Below are 19,864 nucleotides of genomic sequence, written 5' to 3'. Positions count from 1 at the left end.
ATTTATATAGCAAACCCGACAGGTTTTAAAATCTGTCGGGTTTCTTATTTTTAAACTTAAGTTTCAAATCTTAGAAACTTAGTATCTTAGAAGCTTAGAAACTTAGCATCTTAATTACACTGTAAAAATATTATAAACAATAATACGGTTGTCGTAATTAATATAAAGCTGTTTTCTGAAATCCTGCTTTTTACGTGTAATGATTGATAATTTACACTCTCTCCCATCGTTATCTTTGCACATAAAAGAATAAGTAATATCGGTATCATTTTCTTCTCTTTCGATATAATCCAGAATATTGAAAAGTTGTATTTCCTGCGAATAAACTACAATTCTATGTTTATTGGTATCCAAAACAACTGATAGATTCACTAAATCTAAATTGGACCACTCACCCCATTTTCCTCTTTCATTCTTCTCTAAAACACTAAATCCTGAAGTTTTAAAATGATACGATTGACTTTGAGCCTGTTGCAGACCAAATGCTAAAAAAAGGAATAGTATATAAGTGCGTATAGAATTCATAAATATTTCTTGCAGATAATTAAAACTCAAATGTAGTCTTTTCTTTGGATGCGACTTCAAATTCGGCAATCATTTGTTGAACAATTTGATCAACAGGTAAAATTTCATGAATCAAACCTGCAACTTGTCCGATTTCTAATTCGCCTTCTTCCAAATCTCCTTCAAACATGCCTTTTTTTGCTCTGGCACGTCCTAAAAGTTGAACTAATTCTTCTTTAGAAGGGCATTTTTGATAGAGTTCCTGAACATCCTGATAAAATTTATTTTTCACCAATCGTACTGGCGCTAATTCTTTCAGAGTCAACTGCGTACCACCCTCTTTAGTATTAACTATCGTTTCTTTGAAATTATTGTGTGATGAAGATTCTACAGATGCTGCAAAACGACTTCCAACCTGAACACCATCTGCTCCAAGAATCATTGCTGCCAACATTCCTCTTCCTGTAGCAATTCCGCCAGCGGCAATTAAAGGAATTTGGATTTTTTCCTTTACCATCGGAATCAAAGTTAAGGTTGTGGTTTCTTCACGTCCGTTATGCCCGCCTGCTTCAAAACCTTCCGCTACGACGGCATCAACACCCGCATCCTGCGCCTTTAAAGCAAAAACACTGCTACTCACAACATGCACAACAGTAATACCATTTTCCTTTAAAAAAGAAGTCCAGGTTTTTGGATTTCCTGCAGAAGTAAAAACAATCTTCACCCCTTCTTCTACCACAATATTCATGATTTCTTCAATATTTGGATATAACATCGGAATATTAACTCCAAAAGGCTTATTTGTCGCTTTTTTACATTTCTGAATGTGTTCCCGCAAAACTTCAGGATACATGGAACCCGCTCCAATGAGTCCTAAACCTCCTGCATTACTAACTGCTGACGCTAATTTATAACCGCTGTTCCAGATCATTCCACCTTGAATGATTGGATATTTGATATTGAAAAGTTGAGTAATTTTATTCATTAAAAGAATTATTGCTTGATTAGCTTTCCTGTTTTATGCATATTATCAGCATCAAAACTATAAAAATACAATCCGCTCTGAAGTGATTGTAAAGAAAGAACCGGATTTGAGTTATTTATTTTTTCTTCTATTAATTTCTGTCCTAATACAGAATAAATCGTTACCGATGCAGTATTACTTTCATTTAAAAAAGAAAATGTTACCGTATTTTTTACCGGATTTGGATAAACTGAAAAAGCAGTTTCTGCAATAAAGTTATCGACGCTTAATGTCTTTCCAAAATTCGGAATTCCGTAACCATAATTATTATCTGGATTTGAATATCGATCAGCTGAAGTGATGATCATTTGTCTGATTTCTTTATTGGTTTTCGTTGGAAAAGCCTGCCACAAAGAAGCTGCCATACCGGCCATAATCGGACAAGAAAAAGAAGTTCCGTTTACGGTACCAATATTTCCATTTGCATCAGAAACTACAGAAGCAGTTCCTTGTGCCATAACATCTGGTTTTATCCTGCCATCATAACTTGGACCAATCGAGCTGAAACTTGATTGTACCTTCAATGCTGTAACCGAACCTATTGCAAGTACAGAAACTGCATCAGCTGGCGAACCAATGTGCTTTTCGACTTGCGCTCCTTCATTTCCTGCAGAGGCCAAAACCAAAATCCCTCTACTAAAAGCAATTTCAGCTCCACGCGATACAAAATTCGTGATTCCGTCCATATCCTTGTAAGTATGATTATAATTCGGATTATCGCGATCTGCAAAATACCCAAGTGAAGTTGTAATGATATCGACTCCTAATGCATCGGCTTTCTCCGCTGCCTCTACCCAAAGTGATTCTTCCAAAGGATTTTCAAAAGCATTAATTTCGGTAATAAAAAGATAAAACGATGCATTTGGCGCTGTTCCAATTAATGAATTTTCTTTATAACCACCAATCGTAGAAAGAACTTTTGTTCCATGATCACTTCCTGTGTAAAAATTTGCATTTCTAGTTGTGTAATCATAACCACCCAAAATTTTATTATTATTTCTAAGATTTTCAAACGGCTGAGCAGTATTTACACCTGGAAACCCAGCATCTAAAACTGCAATAATTTTTCCTTCTCCAGTATAATTCTGCTGATGTAAAACCTGTCCATTCAACATCTGGATTTGATTGGCAGAATTCCCATAAGAATAATCAATTGCAGCTTTTAATTTATTATTGTTTTGACTGGCTCTAGCTTGCGAAACTTTCTTTGCTGTTGCATTTAAAGTCTTATCTGCAAATTCTATTTTAGAAACAAAAGCCAATGTTTTTAAAGCCTCAATATTTGCTTGTGTTCCCTGAATATGGAGCGCATTCAGCCATTTAGACTGTGCCATTACTGCAATCCCAGAACTATTTTTAATTTGATTTACGTACGAAATCTCCAATGGAGCATCAGTAATATCTAAAGCGATATTTTGAGCAGTTCTTCGATCTAAAGCTCTTTGAGAAAGTTCTGTAGACGGATTGGTAAAGAAAGCCTGTGAATTAGGTTTTCCACTAAAATAAACCCAAGCATCTTGCTGCGCGAAAACAGCAAATGACAGAAGTAATAAAAGAAAAGTAAAGTTATATCTCATTGTATACCTTTTGAGGAATTTCTTCCAAATAAGGTATAAATTTAAGAAATTACTCCCGAACCAACTAATTCATTTTCTAAATACCAAGCCACAAATTGTCCTTCTGTAATAGCAGATTGTGCTTCATCAAAAGCTACATACATTCCATCTTCAAACTGATGTAAAACTGCTTTTTGCAAAGGCTGACGGTAACGGATTCTTGCCATTACTTCCATTTTTTCTCCTGGTTTTAGCATCATATCTTCTCTAATCCAGTGAACTTCTGATTTTCCGACAAAAAGTGCTTTTTTAAACAAACCTGGATGTTGACTTGATAAACCGGTATAAATGGTATTCGTTTCGACATCGGTTGCAATTACGAATAAAGGATCTGTTGTTCCTCCAACATTAAGACCTTTTCTTTGTCCAACTGTAAAATAATGAGCTCCTTGATGTTTTCCAACTACTTTTCCCATTGTTGGAAGATATTCCAGTTTATGAGATTCTAGTTTTAACTCTTCTTCTAATGAAATTCCAGTAGATTTTTCAACATCATAAATCGGATCATTTTTATCAACCTGAACAATTTTACCTTCTTTTGGCTGTAATTTTTGCTGCAAAAATTCTGGAAGTCGAACTTTCCCAATAAAACATAAACCTTGAGAATCTTTCTTTTCTGCTGTAACCAATTCCATTTCAGCTGCGATTTTACGCACTTCTGGTTTGGTTAAAGCTCCAATTGGAAACAATGCTTTAGACAATTGCTCTTGCGAAAGCTGACATAAGAAATAAGATTGATCTTTATTATTGTCAACTCCAGCAACCAATTGATAAACAGGTTTTCCGTCTACTTCAATTTCGTTTTTTTGACAATAATGTCCTGTTGCAACATAATCTGCACCAAGACTTAAAGCGATTTTCATAAACACATCAAATTTGATTTCGCGATTACAAAGTACGTCAGGATTTGGAGTTCTTCCTTTTTCGTATTCGTTGAACATATAGTCCACAATTTTTTCTTTATATTCTTCGCTTAAATCCACAGTTTGAAACGGTATACCTAATTTTTCAGCAACAAGCAAAGCATCATTACTGTCTTCAAGCCACGGACATTCATTAGAAATAGTAACCGAATCATCGTGCCAATTCTTCATAAAAAGGCCAATTACTTCGTATCCTTGCTGCTGCAATAAATAAGCGGCAACACTAGAATCTACTCCACCTGAAAGTCCAACAACTACTCGTTTCATTTTGAAATGTTTATTTTTTTTAAGGTTGCAAAGGTACACCAAATAATAGAGAATTTCACAAAGCTTTTCATTAGTTTAAGTAATCCAACAGTAGATAAAACTTATTGCTTTTTTAAGTACATTTAATCCTCTATTTTAAAGATATGAAAAAATACATTTACAGTTTATTTTTCCTATTCATACTCACTACTTTAAGTGCGCAGCGTTTCACAGCTACTATTCCAAGTTATGAAGCCTACAAAGCATTTAAAGGAAAACCTTTGTCTGATAAATTCTCCAACATCGAATCAGTAAAGGTGATTTACGATCTCCGAAAACAGAAAATGTATTACTTCAACAGTAGCCTTATTTTATTGCACTTCGATTTTGTTACTAATTATTTAGGCTACAGCAAAGATCTTGATGTATTTAACAATGAAAATTATAGTGACACCGAAAAAAACAGAGATTTTCTTCTCGGAAATTTGAATCATATTAAAGGAACTGACAAATGGATTTTTGAATTAGCCGCATCAGACCATATGCCCATTCCATTGATTGAACGATTTTTCAATTTGGTCAAAAGCTCAACTTTTATAGGCGAAAAATTAAAATTTTACTTGAATAATCCCGAAATGATGGTAGGATTTCAGCAAGGAAAATTTAAAATTCAATGCGTTAAATCAGATTATATTTTCGGTGAAATAAAGTATCAGGAAGTTGTTCATGGAAGTAACATTGGAATTTTGAAAAAATACAAAATCAAAGAATTAGAAACTTTAAAACCTAATTCCGACGAAATTATTATTTTGGATGGAACACCTGATATTCTTCCAAATGTTCGGGGAATAATTGTAAGTGAGCTTCAGACACCTTTGAGTCATTTGGTTCTTTTGGGAAAAAATAGAAAAATCCCAATTATGGCTTATACTGATATTGAAAAAGACAACAATATTAAAAACCTACTTTCTAAAAAAGTCGAATTAAAAATTCAGGTTGATACTTTTTTCATTAAAGAAACAACTAAGAAAATCTCAGTAAAAATAGTCGGAAAAAAGAAAAAACTTATCATTGACAATTCTGTAACAGAGTTAGTCAGCTTATCCTCAATTCCTAAAAAGGGAGTGAATTACATTGGCTCAAAAGCGCAGAACATGGCGTATTTAATTGCAATTTCAAAAGAGATTCCGTTTAAAACTCCGGAAGATGCATACGCTATTCCATTTTATTTTTATACGAAACACATCCAAAACCCGTCAATTTCTCCTTTAATTGCAGAACTTATAGCTTATCCGCACAAAGACTCAACAGTCTGGATTAATAAACAATTGAAAAAAATCAGAGATGCGATTAAAAAAGAAAATGTCAATCCAGTATTGATTGCCAAACTGAACGAAACACTTAAAAATGCAAAATTTAAAAACTTTCGATTCCGCTCCTCAACAAACGCAGAAGATTTAGACGATTTTAATGGCGCTGGATTGTACGATTCTAAAACTGGAATATTAGGCGATAGCATCAAAACTTTCGAAAAAGCTATAAAACAAGTTTGGGCAAGTGTCTGGAACGAAGCTTCGTATAATGAAAGAGAACTTTTTGGAATCGACCAGCAAAACATCGCAATGGGCGTTCTAGTACATCGTTCTTTTCCGGACGAATTGGCAAATGGCGTTATCATTACCAAAAATCTTTTTAGAAAAAATTTCCCCGGCATTACGGTAAACATTCAAAAAGGAGAAAACTCGGTTGTAAAACCAGAAAAAGGAGAAATCTGCGAACAATTTGTAGCTTATCATTTTAATGATGGTAAAGATGAAACCGACTTTGAAATCGATTATACCTCCAATTCAAATCTAAACAATAACGAGCCTTTATTGAGTCGAAAAGAAATGAGCAACATTTTTAATGTCAGTAAAAAAATTGAAGAAAAGATGTACCGTTATTGGCGTAAAAACCAATTTCATCCTGTTGATATTGAATTTAAAATTGTGGGCGAAAAAAGACACTTATACATCAAACAAGTTCGACCTTTTAACGATCAATAGAAAATTAATACATCTATTTCGTTGCTTGCCGTGTTGATCAAAACAATCTTAAAATCAAAATCTTCAATCTTAATTTTCTCCTGAATTGATTTGCGAATTACTTCTGAATTTAAAGAAAAATTATCGTCAAGCGGAATTTTCAAATCTACGGTATTGAGATATTTTGAAGCTTTTTTATTGACGATTATTGAAGCAGCAATGTAAAATCCGATAATTATGACCTGAAAGAAAAGTAATAGCTCCATCTTTTCAAACGGATACATAATATCCAGAATTGACAAAGTTATTGTCGCAAAAAGAAAGATTATAGCATTTACCGTAAAAGATTGTGTTCTAAACCGAAGTATCGAAAAAATAGCAAAAAGTCCAAAACCGATTCCAACTCCGATTTCTATTTTCGTAAAAAGATAACAAAGAGAAAAAGTGCAAAGTCCGACAATCACCATTAACGGATTTATAGTAGCATTGTCTTTTCTGTTAGAGAAAAAATAGAGAATTAAAATTGAGACAAACAATAATAAAAATCGTCCTAAAAGCTCTTTTAAATCCATTGGTTAGAATAATTGGTTACTCAAATGTAAACAATTTTATTCTTTATCAATTTTATTTTTAATGAAGTAGACACAAAGCTTTTACACTATTACTTTTTAGGAGCCGAACCTTTTTCAGCAGCTTTATTAGTATTTTTAGGATCACTCATATTGACTTCCTTTACCAATTTGCCTTTTTGATAAAACTGCCACATCCCTGCTTTTTTACCATTTACAAACTTCCCCTTAGAAGCAACAGATTTGTCTGAATCATAAAAAACAGCATCTCCGTTATATTCATTATTTTTAAAATTTGACTCTTCCAAAAGCGTTCCGTCTATTCCCATTTTTTTATACGGTCCTTCTTGCATACCATTTTTATACATCATCTCTTCTGCAACATTTGCATTTGGATAATAAATAGTTCTCAACCCTTCTAACTTACCATTTTTATAGTTCTCAAGCGTCATCAAAACTTTAGAAGCTTTATGGTAATATTTCCATTCTCCTTCACGAGATTTTCCAACTTCCTTTCCTTCGCTTACCTTGTTTTTGCTTTGATCGTAAAAAATAGTATACGAACTTCCATCATTTGCGCTAAAATCTCTAGTAGCGATAACATCTCCTCTTTTGGTATCATCGAAAAATTTAAAAATACCGGTTTCTTTCCCGTGATTAAAAGTTCCTTCATAACGAGGTCGTTTAGATTCTGTATAAGTACCTTTCCAAAGCCCGTCTTTTTTTCCAGCTGCATCGACCTTATTGATGTCTGCCTGAGCGTTAGAAATTAAAGATGACAAGAATAATATTGCTGATATGATTTTTTTAGAGATCATAGAAATAGTTTTGTTTTTAAGCTTAACGAAAATCTAAATTATAAATTATATTGATATAAAAAAATCCCGATTAAATCGGGATTTTTTTTATATGAGAATTATTTCTTTTTATTCTGAGCTTTTGCCGCTTCTTGTTGTTCCATTACTTCTTGAAGACGCTGTTGAAACTTACTTGGCTTTTTAGGTTCTCTTTGTTTATTTTCCTGAATCTGAGCGTGAATTTTATCACTATCTACAATGTAATTCTTAATTACAAACATAATTCCGATTGTAATTAAGTTGGAAATAAAGTTATATAAAGACAATCCAGAACCGTAGTTGTTGAAGAAAATTAACATCATCAATGGCGAAACATAAATCATGATTTTCATCATTTTAGCCATATCCGGCATACCTTCTTGCTGAGGAGCTGCCATTTGCTGATCTCCAGAAGTCATTTTCATATAGAAGAAAATCGCAATTGCAGCCAAAATTGGGAACAAACTGATGTGATCTCCGTACATTGGAATATTGAATGGTAATTTTACAACCGAGTCAAAAGATGATAAATCGTCTGCCCAAAGGAAACTTTTTTGTCTTAATTCAAATGCTGCAGGGAAAAACTGGAAAGAAGCATACATGAAAGGCAACTGAATCAATGCTGGAATACATCCTGCCATTGGGTTTACTCCTGCTTTGTTGTACAGTTTCATTGTTTCCTGTTGTTTCTTCATTGGGTCTTTTTTGAATTTCTCTCCCAACTCTGCAATATCAGGTCTTAAAACTTTCATTTTAGCCTGAGACAAGAATGACTTATACGTAATTGGCGACATAGCCAATTTGATGATAATGGTAAAAATGATAATTGAAATTCCTAATGCCAATCCAATTGTTGAACTTAAGAATCCAAATAACGGAATAAAAATCCATTTGTTGATCCATCCGAAAATACCCCATCCTAATGGAATGATTTTTTCGAAGTTTTTATCGTAAGCTTTTAATGTCTTATAATCTGCAGGACCCATATACAAATTCATTTTGTAATCGATCTCACCATTTGTAAATACTAAAGGCAAATTAGCTCTAAACTGCTTTGTAAAAACAGTATCGATCTTTTCATCCTTAACTAAATCATCAGATTGTAATTTTGAAGTTTCAAAAGGTTTTTCTGTAGACAAAATTGTCGTAAAGAAATGTTGTTTAAAAGCTATAAAACTTACTTTAGTAGGAGTTTCTTCTTTTCCTTGACCGTGAGAACTTACATTATTGTATTTTGATTCCTCGTATTTGTAATCAATTTGTCCATAACGATTTTCGTAAGAAATACTTTTTTCATTACGATACGTTTTTAGATCCCATTGCAAATCAATTGGTTTAGCAGAATTTAGAACTCTATTCAAACCTTGAGAACGAATATCAAAACCAACTAAATAATCATTTGGTTTCAAGATATATTTATATTCTAAAAATTCGTTAGCTCCTGCTTTCAAACGCATAGATAAAACTTGGTCTACACCAATTTTTTCTAAAGTAGGTTCAAAATACAAATCTTTAGAATTTAATGTTCTGTTATCTGTAGTAAGAAGCTGTAAATTTAAATTCGAGTTATTATTTTTGATTAACTCCACTAATTGACCTGAACCTTTTTTAAATCTTTCGAATTCTTTTAAAGTAGCTTCAACAATGTAACCACCTTTATTAGCGATTTTAAGTTTAATTTTCTCGTTTTCAATTGTTGTAAAAGCTTCTTTTGCAGAAGGAAGCGTTGCAGAATAAGCAAATCCTCCTAAAGTTTTTTGCAATTGAGCCAATTGTAGCGTATCTCCAGGAGTTACAGCCACAGCTGGTAATGATGCAGTTTTAGCCTTATCAGCTTTTGCTTGTGCTTCTTGTTTAGCAACTAATTCTTTCTTGGCTTTTTCAGCAGCAATTTCTTTTTCAGAAGGTTGATTTTGGTACATAATCCAAATCAAAATTCCAAATATCAATACAAAACCAATGATTGAATTAAAGTCTAATTTTTTTTCTTCCATTATTTTTAAAAAAAGTTATTCGTTTGAGGTTATTAGTTATTCGTTTAATTTAAAAGTTACACCTCTTAGAATATAATTATTATTTTTTATGTGCATTTACAGCAGCAGCCACAAAGTTTACAAAAATCGGGTGCGGATTTGCAACTGTACTTTTGTATTCTGGGTGATATTGTACACCAATAAAGAACGGGTGATTTTCAAGCTCTACAATTTCAACTAAACCTGTATCAGGATTAACTCCAGAAGCTTTTAATCCCGCTTTTTGCAATTCATCAGCATATTTGTTATTGTACTCATAACGGTGACGGTGACGCTCCGAAATAGTTTTTTCTCCGTAGATTTTAAATGCCAACGTATTTGGTTTAATATCACATTTCCAAGCACCTAAACGCATTGTTCCTCCTTTATCTGTTACATTTTTCTGTTCTTCCATTAAATTCACAACCGGATGAGACGTTTTTTCGTTCATCTCAGTGGAATTCGCTTCAGCGTAACCTAAAATATTTCTAGAATATTCGATAACAGACATTTGCATTCCTAAACAAATTCCGAAGAAAGGAATATTGTTTTCACGAACATAACGAACTGCTTCGATTTTTCCTTCAATACCTCTTTCACCAAAACCTGGAGCAACTAAAACTCCATCTAATGAACCTAATTTCTCTTCTACATTATCAGCATTAATATGCTCAGAGTGAATCGAAATTACATTTACTTTAGTTTCATTTGCAGCACCTGCATGAATGAACGCCTCTAAAATAGATTTGTAACAATCTTGCATTTCTACATATTTTCCAACCAAACCAATGTTTACAGTTTGTTTTGGACTTTTTAATCTTTTTAAGAAAGTATTCCAAGTCTTAAGATCTGGAGATGCTTTTTTAGGAAGATCTAATTTCTTTAAAGCTACAACATCTAATCCTTCTTCAAGCATTAAATTTGGAACTTCATATATAGTAGAAGCGTCAATTGACTGAATTACTGCTTCTTTTTTCACATTACAGAATAAAGCTAATTTTTGACGTAATTCCTGAGACAATTCGTGCTCAGTTCTACAAACCAAAATGTCGGCTTTAATACCGCTTTCCATTAAAGTTTTAACAGAATGCTGTGTTGGTTTTGTTTTTAATTCACCCGCTGCAGCCAAAAATGGAACTAAAGTTAAATGAATAACAATTCCGTTATTTTCACCTAACTCCCAAACTAACTGACGAACAGATTCGATATAAGGTAGAGATTCGATATCACCAACAGTACCACCAATTTCAGTAATAACAATATCATAATCGCCAGATTTACCTAGCAATTGCATTCTGTCTTTGATTTCGTTTGTGATATGAGGAACAACTTGAACCGTTTTTCCTAAAAATTCTCCTCTTCTTTCTTTTTCAATAACCGAAAGATAAACTCTTCCTGTAGTAACGTTATTAGCCTGAGAAGTAGGAACGTTCAAGAAACGCTCATAGTGTCCTAAGTCTAAGTCAGTTTCAGCTCCATCATCTGTTACATAACATTCTCCGTGCTCATACGGGTTTAGTGTCCCCGGATCTACGTTAATGTATGGATCAAATTTCTGAATAGTTGTACGGTATCCTCTTCCTTGTAACAATTTTGCCAAAGATGCCGCGATAATCCCTTTTCCCAATGAAGAGGTCACACCTCCTGTAACAAAAATATATTTTGTTTGATTCATTCTGTTGTTTGTTTGTAAGTAGTTGTGTAAAAAACTTGGCAAAAGTACAAATTTAATTAGACAATTTATCAATTCCAGAATGAGATAATTTGTATTTTTTTAAATAGATTGAATAGTTGTTTTTATAATCAATAATTTTAAGTTTAAAATAAGATTCTTATTGAAGAATTCCCGAATCTCTTCTTTTTTTTCAAATTAAAGTTTAATTTCCAAATTGAATTATTTCAGTTCAATTTAAAAGGTTTTGCTTTATTTGCCAAGCATTAAAAAATTGAATGTCATCGACCATTTATCCCATAAATCAACATTAACCCCATTCTGTTTAGCCGAAACATAGACTACTAAGTCTTTTAAAATTGACAACATTTCTTTTTTTATAATTTCAGCTTCTTTTTGATTTCCACTAACCCTTAATACTTTTACATCTAAACCATCATGTTTATTAACTTTAAATTGAACAAAAACACTTCCTTTGTATTTCGACATAATTCCTGACCATTTAAATCTACTCCTTAAAATACTTGTATATTTGGGATTTAAAGCATTACCTATTATAAGTAAGTATTCCTTTTTTCCATATATAAACTTAGGCTTTTCCTCAACATCATTAAGAGACATTATTGATCCATTTCTAAAGTCAGGACAGTTTTCTTTTATCACTTTCAAAGCTTCAACATCATCCAATAGATAAGCTTGATAAAAATGCTCACACGCATTTTCATATTCTTCTAATTTTAGTTCTGATGTTGCCAGATTAAACCAACAGTCCTTATTTTCTTTACCAAGACTTACTGCTTTTAAATAAATATCTTTTGCTAATAAAAAATTGTTTTCTAAATATGCTTTTTCTCCATCTATCAATAATTGATTTACATCTTGACGTTGGGAAAAAGAAACTTGAGCAATACAGAAAAACAAAAATGTGATTTTTTTCAAACTCTTCATACAAATCCTTTTAAACAAGAATAATTATATGACAAGAAATAAATAGCCTTTAAAAGCAAAAAAAACAACAAAATAAGACTAAAGCGCTCTAAGACTGAGCCATGATACTTTAAGGTTTCGGATATTGCTTCTTAATATTTCGAATCAATTCTTCCAAACCATTTAGCTTCAATTCATAAATAAGTTGCAACTGCTGTCCCAATTCTCCCTTTGGAAATCCTTTATTATGATACCAAACGACGTAATATTCTGGAAGATCAATTAAATATCGTCCTTCATATTTCCCGAAAGGCATTTTGGTGTGGGCTAGTTTTATGAGTTGTTTTTTGTCTTGGTCCATAGATTTTTAAAGAGGAAAGAAGCAAGATGAAAGACTTATTCGCCTTTCCGCTTACTTCAGCTTCATGCAAAACTAACATTTATTTTTTCTTTTGCTACAGATTAAAAGGATTCACACAGATTAAAAAACTTAGAACCTCAAAGCCTCAGTACCTTATAACCTAAAAAAAGAAGCAAGAAAAAAGAACTTATACCCGTTCCCTCTCCCTGCTTCAAAAATATGATTTAATTTACCCAAAGATTAGAAACCTCTGTCCCTTTGTCACTTTGAGCCTTTGTCACTTTCTAGTAGTGCCATCTCACGAAAGCTTCCATAGCCGCATAAGTTGCTAAACCTAATTGGTGATACAAAGCTGCTGTTTCGCGGTTTCTGTCTTCTGCTCTTTGCCAGAACTCTCTTGCATCTGTTCCTTGAAAAACAACTCCATCTTTTTGAGATTGGTGTTTGAAAATTCCATGACGTTTTGATAAAACTTGATCAGGACTCATTGGAACTGCCATTTCAACTTCGTCAATTCCCCATTCTTGCCAAGCACCACGGTACAACCATAACCAACAATCGTTCATAAATTCTTTTGGTTTTAAAACTTTTACCGCTTCAAAAATAGCATCCAAACAAACTTTGTGTGTTCCGTGTGGATCTGCTAAATCTCCAGCTGCATAAATCTGGTGTGGTTTAATTTTTTCAATTAAATCAACTGTCAACTGAATATCTTCTGCTCCGATTGGTTTTTTCTCGATTGTTCCAGTTTCATAGAAAGGCAATTCCATAAAATGAATTTGAGAATCCGGCAAACCAACAAAATGACTTGTTGCTCTCGCCTCTCCTTTTCTAATTAAACCTTTAATATAACGAACTTCTGGAATATCAATTTCACTGTTCTTTTTATTCTTCAAGAAAGCTTCTGCTTTTTTATAAATATCATCTGCTTCTGCACTTTTGATTCCGAATTTCTCGTTGTAATCAATTACGAATCTTGCAAAACGTAACGCTTCATCATCTGCAACTGCAATGTTTCCAGAAGTTTGGTAAGCAACATGCACTTCATGTCCTTGCTCTTGCAAACGCATAAAAGTTCCTCCCATACTAATAATATCATCATCAGGGTGTGGAGAAAAAATCAATACACGTTTTTTAGCTGGCTCCGCTCTTTCCGGACGGTTTGAATCGTCTGCATTTGGTTTTCCGCCTGGCCAACCTGTAATTGTATTTTGTAATTTATTGAAAATTTTAATATTTGTATCGTAAGCTGGACCTGAATCTGCCAACAAATCACTCATACCGTTTTCGATATAATCTGCATCTGTAAGCATCAAAATTGGTTTTTTAAGATCTAATGCCAATCCTAAAACGGCTTTACGAGTCAATTTATCTGTCCAAACGATTTTTTCAACTAACCAAGGTTTGTTAATTCTCGTTAATTTTGAAGAAGCTTCTTTATCTAAAATAAAAACCGCATTATTGTGTTCTTGCAAGAATGAAGCAGGAACTCTATTTGTAACTTCATCTTCAACAGATTTTTTTACAATATTTGCTTTTCCTTCTCCCCAAGCTAATAAGATTACTCTTTTTGCTTCCATGATTTTTTTAACCCCAAGTGTAATTGCAGTTCTTGGCGTATTATTCAAACCATAAAAATCTTTACTAGCCGCAACTCTTGTAATATGATCTAGAGCCACTAAACGTGTTTTAGAGTTTTGAAGCGAACCTGATTCGTTAAACCCAATATGTCCGTTACCTCCAATTCCAAGAATCTGAAGATCAATTCCGCCTAAAGCTTCGATTTTTGCTTCGTAATCGTGGCAGTAATCTGCAATTTGTTCTTTTGTCAAAAGTCCGTCTGGAACGTGAGCATTTTCAGGTAAAATATCGACATGATCAAACAAAAGTTCTTTCATGAAACGAACATAACTGTTGATTGAATTTGGTTCCATTGGATAGTATTCATCCAAGTTAAAACTGATTACGTTTTTAAAACTCAAACCTTCTTCTTTATGCAAACGCACTAATTCAGCGTAAAGTCCTTTTGGAGAAGATCCTGTTGCCAAACCTAAAATACAAGGTTTACCTTCTTTTTGTTTTTCTTTGATTAAAGCTGCAATTTCTTGCGCTACTTCTTTTGAAGCTTCTGTTGAGTTTTCAAAAACAACTGTATTGATGTTTTCGAATCGTTTTTCGAAACCTGTTGCCTTGTCGATTTTACTTTTTAACATGATATATTATTTTTTATTTTGTGATTCAACATTAAAAAAACATCATAAACTAGAAAGCAATTTAAACGCTCCTATAAATATATTTTTTGCAACTATTGAAATTTTCTCCCAAAGCCTTAAACATTACCGTTATAAAACTTCTATTCAATTCCTCTGTGCGCAATTTATGCAAATATCTGCATTTTTTTTGCAAAACAAAAGTAATATATTAAATTTTGTCAATTGTCAATTAAGTTATGAAATTTTTGTTAATTATTTGCATTTCAGTATTTATATGGATTCTTTTCTACGAAATACATTTTAAATCTAACTTCATTTTTTTTGCAAACAAATCGACTAACCTGCAAAAAAGACGAAATTTGCTCTTTAAAAAACATATAAAAAATTAAGAGACCTAAAAACAAAAAAGCCATCTGAAGAAAAATCAGATGGCTTTTGCTTTATATTCGAAGAAAATATTACTTCCAGTTAAAAGTAATCCTTTTTTCAATTTCACTGCTCAAACTAAGAAACACAGGACAAGTCATGGCAGCACGTTCTAAAATGGTTCTGCTTTTTTCATCAGCAACTCCTTGCATTTCAAAAACAATTTCGATTGCGCCAATTCTTCTTGGCTCTGCATTCATTATTTTTGTTACTTCTGCAGTAGAACCTACAAAATCTACTTCCAAATCACGGGCTTTAATCCCCATAATGGTTATCATGCAACTTGCCAGTGCATTCGCAACTGTATCTGTTGGAGAAAATGCTTCTCCTTTTCCGTTATTATCTAATGGTGCATCAGAAATTATTTCGCTTCCTGATTGCACATGGATTGAACTTGTTCTTAAATCTCCTAAATAGGTTACTTTTGATGTCATTAATTTGCTACTTTTAAAGTTAAATCACTGTCGTAATATAAGATGTACACTCCTTTATTAGCGTGTCCGCCATCTTCTTTTCTATAATATTGAAACTTATTATCTACTTGCTGAGTCGTCATTAAATCAGCTGTTTCTTGAAATGTTTTCCCTTGCACCAAACGCATCATTGTATCAAAGGTTACGTCAAATCCTCTTGTTGCATACGTTGTTGGATTTGCTTTGTTTTTCAAACGGTATTCTTTTTCAAAAATTAAAACCGATTGTTCATCACTTTCACGTGTTACAGATGGATACATCAATTTCAGTTTTACCAAATTTTCAAAACTGATTTCATCAGTATCCAATGTACTGTTTGGCTCTAAAATCACCAATTGCACTTGGCAAGTTTTTTGAGAATCGATCATTGCTTTGATTGTTGCTTTAACCATTGCAGTATTTCCCGTTTCCATAACAACATAATTCATTCGATTTGGCATCAGCAAGCTTTTCAAACTAGCCGCATCCAAACCTCCTGTTTCTGTAAGAGACGCAAATGCAACTCCTCTTTGGTTTTGTTTTATATAATTAATAATCGACTCTTTTTTCTTGTCCACAACCGCCACAATATTTCCGTTTTTAGAACGCATATAATCAAACATGGCATTTTTAATCACATCACTAGCTGGTATAGATTGATATAAGTTTTCAATCGGATTAGCACTATCTTTTGACAAAGGCGAAATAACAGGAACATTATACATACGAAGTGTATTTGCCGTTGCTTCAGCATTGCTTTGATAAAAAGGCCCTACAACCGCATCTGCATCCTGAAGTTTAGAAATCAGACCTGAAACATTTGAAGTCGTCTTTGTTTCCTGAGAATCATATATAGCAACATCAATTGGCAATTTCAATGTTTTAGCAGAATCAATTGCCATCATGGCTCCAGCATAAAAATCTAAAGTCATGTTTAAGAATTTGTCATTTTTAATTCTATTACCCGTTCCAGTAGTATCACTTTGAATTTTCGACATATTAAAAGGCAACAATAAAACTACTTTCTTACGTTCGTTTGCTCCTCTCTTTTTACTTAATTCTACAATTTCTACATTATCGTTTTCAGTCGATTTTACTTTATCAACAATTTTGATTCCACTACCTGTATTTTCAACCGGCTTGCTTACTGAAGAATCAGCTGGTTTGTCTGGTATTTGAGCCGTAACGATTGGAGCTGGGGCTACATATCCAGTTGGAACTTTCAAAACCATTCCTTCTTTTACCCCCTCAGAAAGAGACGGATTTAAAGCCACTAATTCGTCTTGAGACAAATGGAAAACTCTTCCTAAACTATAAAAAGTCTCTTTTGGTTTTACTTGATACTCCATGTAAGTCACTGCTTTCTTTGAGGTTTCAGCAGTTTTTTTAGTTTCTACAGCTTTTGCAGTTTCTACAGGAGCAGATTCTGTTTTTGGAGCTTTTCCTTTTATGGTTAATCTATAACCAACAGGCAAATTGTTAACTATATCTGGATTACGTTTTTCCAATTCGTCAACAGTCATATTGTATTGTTTCGCAATGCCAAATTTAGTTTCCTTTGGCTGTACATCATGATAAACGTATTTTTCGGCAACTTTTTCTTTTGCTGGCTTTGAAGCTGTTTTTGGCGCAGAACCTTTTGCTGGAATCACCAATTTCTGTCCGATTTGAACACCTGTTTTTTCCAAAAATGGATTTGCCGCTTTTAAAGCTTCATCTGAAATTCCGTACTTATGCTCAATGCTGTAAAAAGTTTCTTTTGGCTGCACTTCGTGAATAATCTCTTTTCCAGAAGTTGTAGCGGTTTTCGTTTCAGAAACTTCTTTTTTTGCTTCTCCTGTCTTCGTCGGAATCAACAATACAGAGTTAGGCGTTACCCCTTTTCTCGCATCTGGATTCAACTGGTAGATATCATAAGGTGTTACCTTAAATTTCTGAGCAATCTGATTAATAGTTTCGCCACTTGATACTTTATACTTCACCACTTTTTCTTGCGAAAATGCGCTTGAAGAGATAAAAAATACAAGAGACAATAATGTTAAATAATATTTCATAATATGGCTTAAAACAATTTAATTTCTAATTCTAAAATAAGTGACAATTTCACCAAATGCAAAATTCGCGCCGTTTGTTTATTCCGATAAAAAATCACCTCAAATCGATCTCAACTTTGGCAATCATAATATCTTTATATAACTCATCTTCTTCTTTTTTCTTGCATTGATAAAGCACTTCTTCCATGTTTTCGAATTTATCACTATAAACATAGTAGGAAAGGCTGTTAATATTAAAAAAGAAACTAGCATTAAAATCGCCAGAATCAATGAGTTTCATAATAAACTTATCTCGGTCAACTGCGTCTGTAAATATACCTAAAACTAAGTAATACCCGTTTGAAACTTCTCTAAGATTATCATAAACTTCCACTTTTACTGTTTTGTCGCCTCTTAACGGATTGTCTTTCAATTCTTGTTTCATTTCTTCCAATGAAATTATTTTTGATTTTTCCTCCGTATCATTTTTTTTCTGTTTTTTAACCGCTTCGTCCTGATATTTTTTTAGTTTAATCAATGCCAATTTATCATCAAACTTTCTCGCCTCCATACTATAATAGGAAGCTTTGCTGATATGTCTTTTTACTTCGATTTTTTTCTGATTGTCTAAGGAATCTATTTTCGCAATTAAAAGCTGATTTTGCTTATCTCCCTGCTCCTGCTCAACTTTGTACTTTTTTATTTCTTCCAAAGACAAACGTTGCTGCAAAGAAGTTGTGTTATTGTATTTTTCGCTTTCGCGGATTTTCTTCTTGTACTCCTGATTTTCCTCAACAGCAATTTTTTCTACTTTATTCATTAAACCAGCATAAACCTTTCTGTTTTCTGCTAATTCTTTTTTCAGCTGAGAGGATAATTCATTTGTTTTATTGATACCATCAGAAGATTGTTTTTCTAATCTTTTAGATTCTTCAATATTTAAGATATCCATTCGCTTTAACTCTTTCAAATCATTATTCATGGCAACAACAAGCGAATCTAATTTTGCCATCAAAATATCCTGAACATTTTTATTGGCTTCCAAAACCAAACGTAATTTTTCTACCGAGTTTTCTTTAGAACCGTTCATGTCGTTCAGATTCACTTTCAAATCATTAATCTTTATAATTTTCTGATTCATTTCTTTCTGAACAACCAAACGATCTTTCAAATCTTCAATTTCAACTGTTTTGGCTTTTGTTTTCTCAACCACAACTTGTTTTTCAGCCAGAGCCAACATCAATTCTTCGCTTTCGTTGGCTGGTTTTATTGCTGCGGTATTAATCGCCAATTTGTTCCCAACAACTAGTCCGTTTACGATTTCTGGGTTTTGAGATTCTAATTGATCTATTGAAATTCCGTATTTCTTAGCAATCGAAAACTTAGTTTCTTTAGGCTCAACAACATGAAAAACAGTTTCCTGATTAATAACACGAACTCTTCCGTCTAACGTTTTTCTTTTGTTTGGGATTGAAATCGTCTGACCAATCTGCAATCCGTTAATTAAGATGTCTTTGTTTAAATTTTCTAAATCCTGGACCGAAACATTGTATTGTCTGGCAATGCTAAACAGAGATTCTTTAGCCACAACCTGATGTGTCATTTTTGAAGAAACAGCAACTTCTGATTTAGAGATATCTGAATTTTGAGGAATAATTAATTCTTGACCAACCTGAAGTCCGTTTATCAAAATATCCTTATTGGCATTTTGAATAGATTCAACCGAAACATGATATTGTTTAGACAAGCCAAATAATGTCTCTTTTGGCGCAACAATATGAGTCTGTTGTTTTGAACTTGTAATTTCTGACGGGTGAACTGGAATCTTAATAATTTGATTGTCTTTGATTCCGTTCTGAGATTCTGGATTCAGTTTGTAAATCTCATCGATAGAAACCTTATATTTTTGGGCTATAAAATAAGCAGTTTCTCCTTTTTGAATTTGGTGTTCAATAATTGAATCTTGCGCAGTTATTTTGTTAAAAGACAAAACAAAGACAAGAGAAATCGTTAAAAGTTCTCTCAT

Annotated in this window: 15 protein-coding genes; 1 reads left to right on the top strand and 14 read right to left on the bottom strand. The window is 33.0% G+C overall.

Going from position 1 to position 19,864, the window contains the following annotated elements:
- Positions 1 to 114 precede the first annotated feature (114 nt).
- From K6T82_RS07345 to mnmA, 4 genes are read right to left on the bottom strand one after another with little or no spacing between them, the layout of a single operon-like run.
- Positions 115 to 525, bottom strand: a complete 411-nt coding sequence (locus tag K6T82_RS07345) for a hypothetical protein (protein WP_223705286.1) — start codon at positions 523 to 525, stop codon at positions 115 to 117.
- Between the two features lie 19 nt (positions 526 to 544).
- Positions 545 to 1,489, bottom strand: coding sequence for an NAD(P)H-dependent flavin oxidoreductase (locus tag K6T82_RS07340; protein ID WP_223705285.1), 945 nt, complete (start codon positions 1,487 to 1,489; stop codon positions 545 to 547).
- 8 nt (positions 1,490 to 1,497) lie between these two features.
- Complete coding sequence (locus K6T82_RS07335) at positions 1,498 to 3,105, bottom strand: S8 family serine peptidase (protein WP_223705284.1); 1,608 nt, start codon at positions 3,103 to 3,105, stop codon at positions 1,498 to 1,500.
- A 41-nt stretch (positions 3,106 to 3,146) separates the two neighbouring features.
- The gene (gene mnmA, locus K6T82_RS07330; protein ID WP_223705283.1) at positions 3,147 to 4,334 is read right to left on the bottom strand and encodes a tRNA 2-thiouridine(34) synthase MnmA; all 1,188 of its coding nucleotides are present in this window, start codon (positions 4,332 to 4,334) and stop codon (positions 3,147 to 3,149) included.
- 143 nt (positions 4,335 to 4,477) lie between these two features.
- Between mnmA and K6T82_RS07325 the strand changes: the two genes are divergently transcribed.
- Positions 4,478 to 6,358, top strand: a complete 1,881-nt coding sequence (locus K6T82_RS07325) for a PEP/pyruvate-binding domain-containing protein (RefSeq protein ID WP_223705282.1) — start codon at positions 4,478 to 4,480, stop codon at positions 6,356 to 6,358.
- Here the strand turns inward: K6T82_RS07325 and K6T82_RS07320 are convergent.
- From K6T82_RS07320 to K6T82_RS07275, 10 genes are all read right to left on the bottom strand, one after another.
- Positions 6,352 to 6,909, bottom strand: a complete 558-nt coding sequence (locus tag K6T82_RS07320) for a DUF4956 domain-containing protein (protein ID WP_223705281.1) — start codon at positions 6,907 to 6,909, stop codon at positions 6,352 to 6,354. The genes K6T82_RS07325 and K6T82_RS07320 overlap by 7 nt on opposite strands.
- A gap of 89 nt (positions 6,910 to 6,998) precedes the next feature.
- Positions 6,999 to 7,724, bottom strand: coding sequence for a toxin-antitoxin system YwqK family antitoxin (locus K6T82_RS07315; RefSeq protein ID WP_223705280.1), 726 nt, complete (start codon positions 7,722 to 7,724; stop codon positions 6,999 to 7,001).
- A 98-nt stretch (positions 7,725 to 7,822) separates the two neighbouring features.
- Positions 7,823 to 9,736 (bottom strand): membrane protein insertase YidC, encoded by a 1,914-nt coding sequence (gene yidC / locus K6T82_RS07310; protein ID WP_223705279.1) that lies wholly within the window; start codon positions 9,734 to 9,736, stop codon positions 7,823 to 7,825.
- A gap of 79 nt (positions 9,737 to 9,815) precedes the next feature.
- Positions 9,816 to 11,429: a CTP synthase gene (locus K6T82_RS07305; protein ID WP_223705278.1), complete on the bottom strand. Its 1,614-nt coding sequence runs from the start codon at positions 11,427 to 11,429 to the stop codon at positions 9,816 to 9,818.
- A gap of 249 nt (positions 11,430 to 11,678) precedes the next feature.
- Positions 11,679 to 12,374, bottom strand: coding sequence for a tetratricopeptide repeat protein (locus K6T82_RS07300; RefSeq protein WP_223705277.1), 696 nt, complete (start codon positions 12,372 to 12,374; stop codon positions 11,679 to 11,681).
- 109 nt (positions 12,375 to 12,483) lie between these two features.
- Positions 12,484 to 12,714: a DUF3820 family protein gene (locus K6T82_RS07295; protein WP_111286778.1), complete on the bottom strand. Its 231-nt coding sequence runs from the start codon at positions 12,712 to 12,714 to the stop codon at positions 12,484 to 12,486.
- A 284-nt stretch (positions 12,715 to 12,998) separates the two neighbouring features.
- Positions 12,999 to 14,927, bottom strand: a complete 1,929-nt coding sequence (nagB, locus tag K6T82_RS07290) for a glucosamine-6-phosphate deaminase (protein WP_223705276.1) — start codon at positions 14,925 to 14,927, stop codon at positions 12,999 to 13,001.
- Between the two features lie 458 nt (positions 14,928 to 15,385).
- On the bottom strand, positions 15,386 to 15,787 hold the full coding sequence (locus tag K6T82_RS07285; protein ID WP_223705275.1) for an OsmC family protein: 402 nt from the start codon (positions 15,785 to 15,787) through the stop codon (positions 15,386 to 15,388).
- Positions 15,787 to 17,859 carry a PBP1 and LysM peptidoglycan-binding domain-containing protein gene (locus K6T82_RS07280; protein ID WP_223705274.1) on the bottom strand — a complete coding sequence of 691 codons (2,073 nt, stop codon included), beginning with the start codon at positions 17,857 to 17,859 and terminating at the stop codon, positions 15,787 to 15,789. The genes K6T82_RS07285 and K6T82_RS07280 overlap by 1 nt, the downstream gene beginning before the upstream one ends.
- 94 nt (positions 17,860 to 17,953) lie before the next feature.
- On the bottom strand, positions 17,954 to 19,864 hold the full coding sequence (locus K6T82_RS07275) for a LysM peptidoglycan-binding domain-containing protein (RefSeq protein ID WP_223705273.1): 1,911 nt from the start codon (positions 19,862 to 19,864) through the stop codon (positions 17,954 to 17,956).

Origin of the sequence: Flavobacterium potami (assembly GCF_020026915.1) — a bacterium.
GTDB lineage: Bacteria > Bacteroidota > Bacteroidia > Flavobacteriales > Flavobacteriaceae > Flavobacterium > Flavobacterium potami.
The sequence above is the reverse complement of the archived record's forward strand: the minus strand, read 5'-3'. Positions and strand labels throughout refer to the sequence as shown.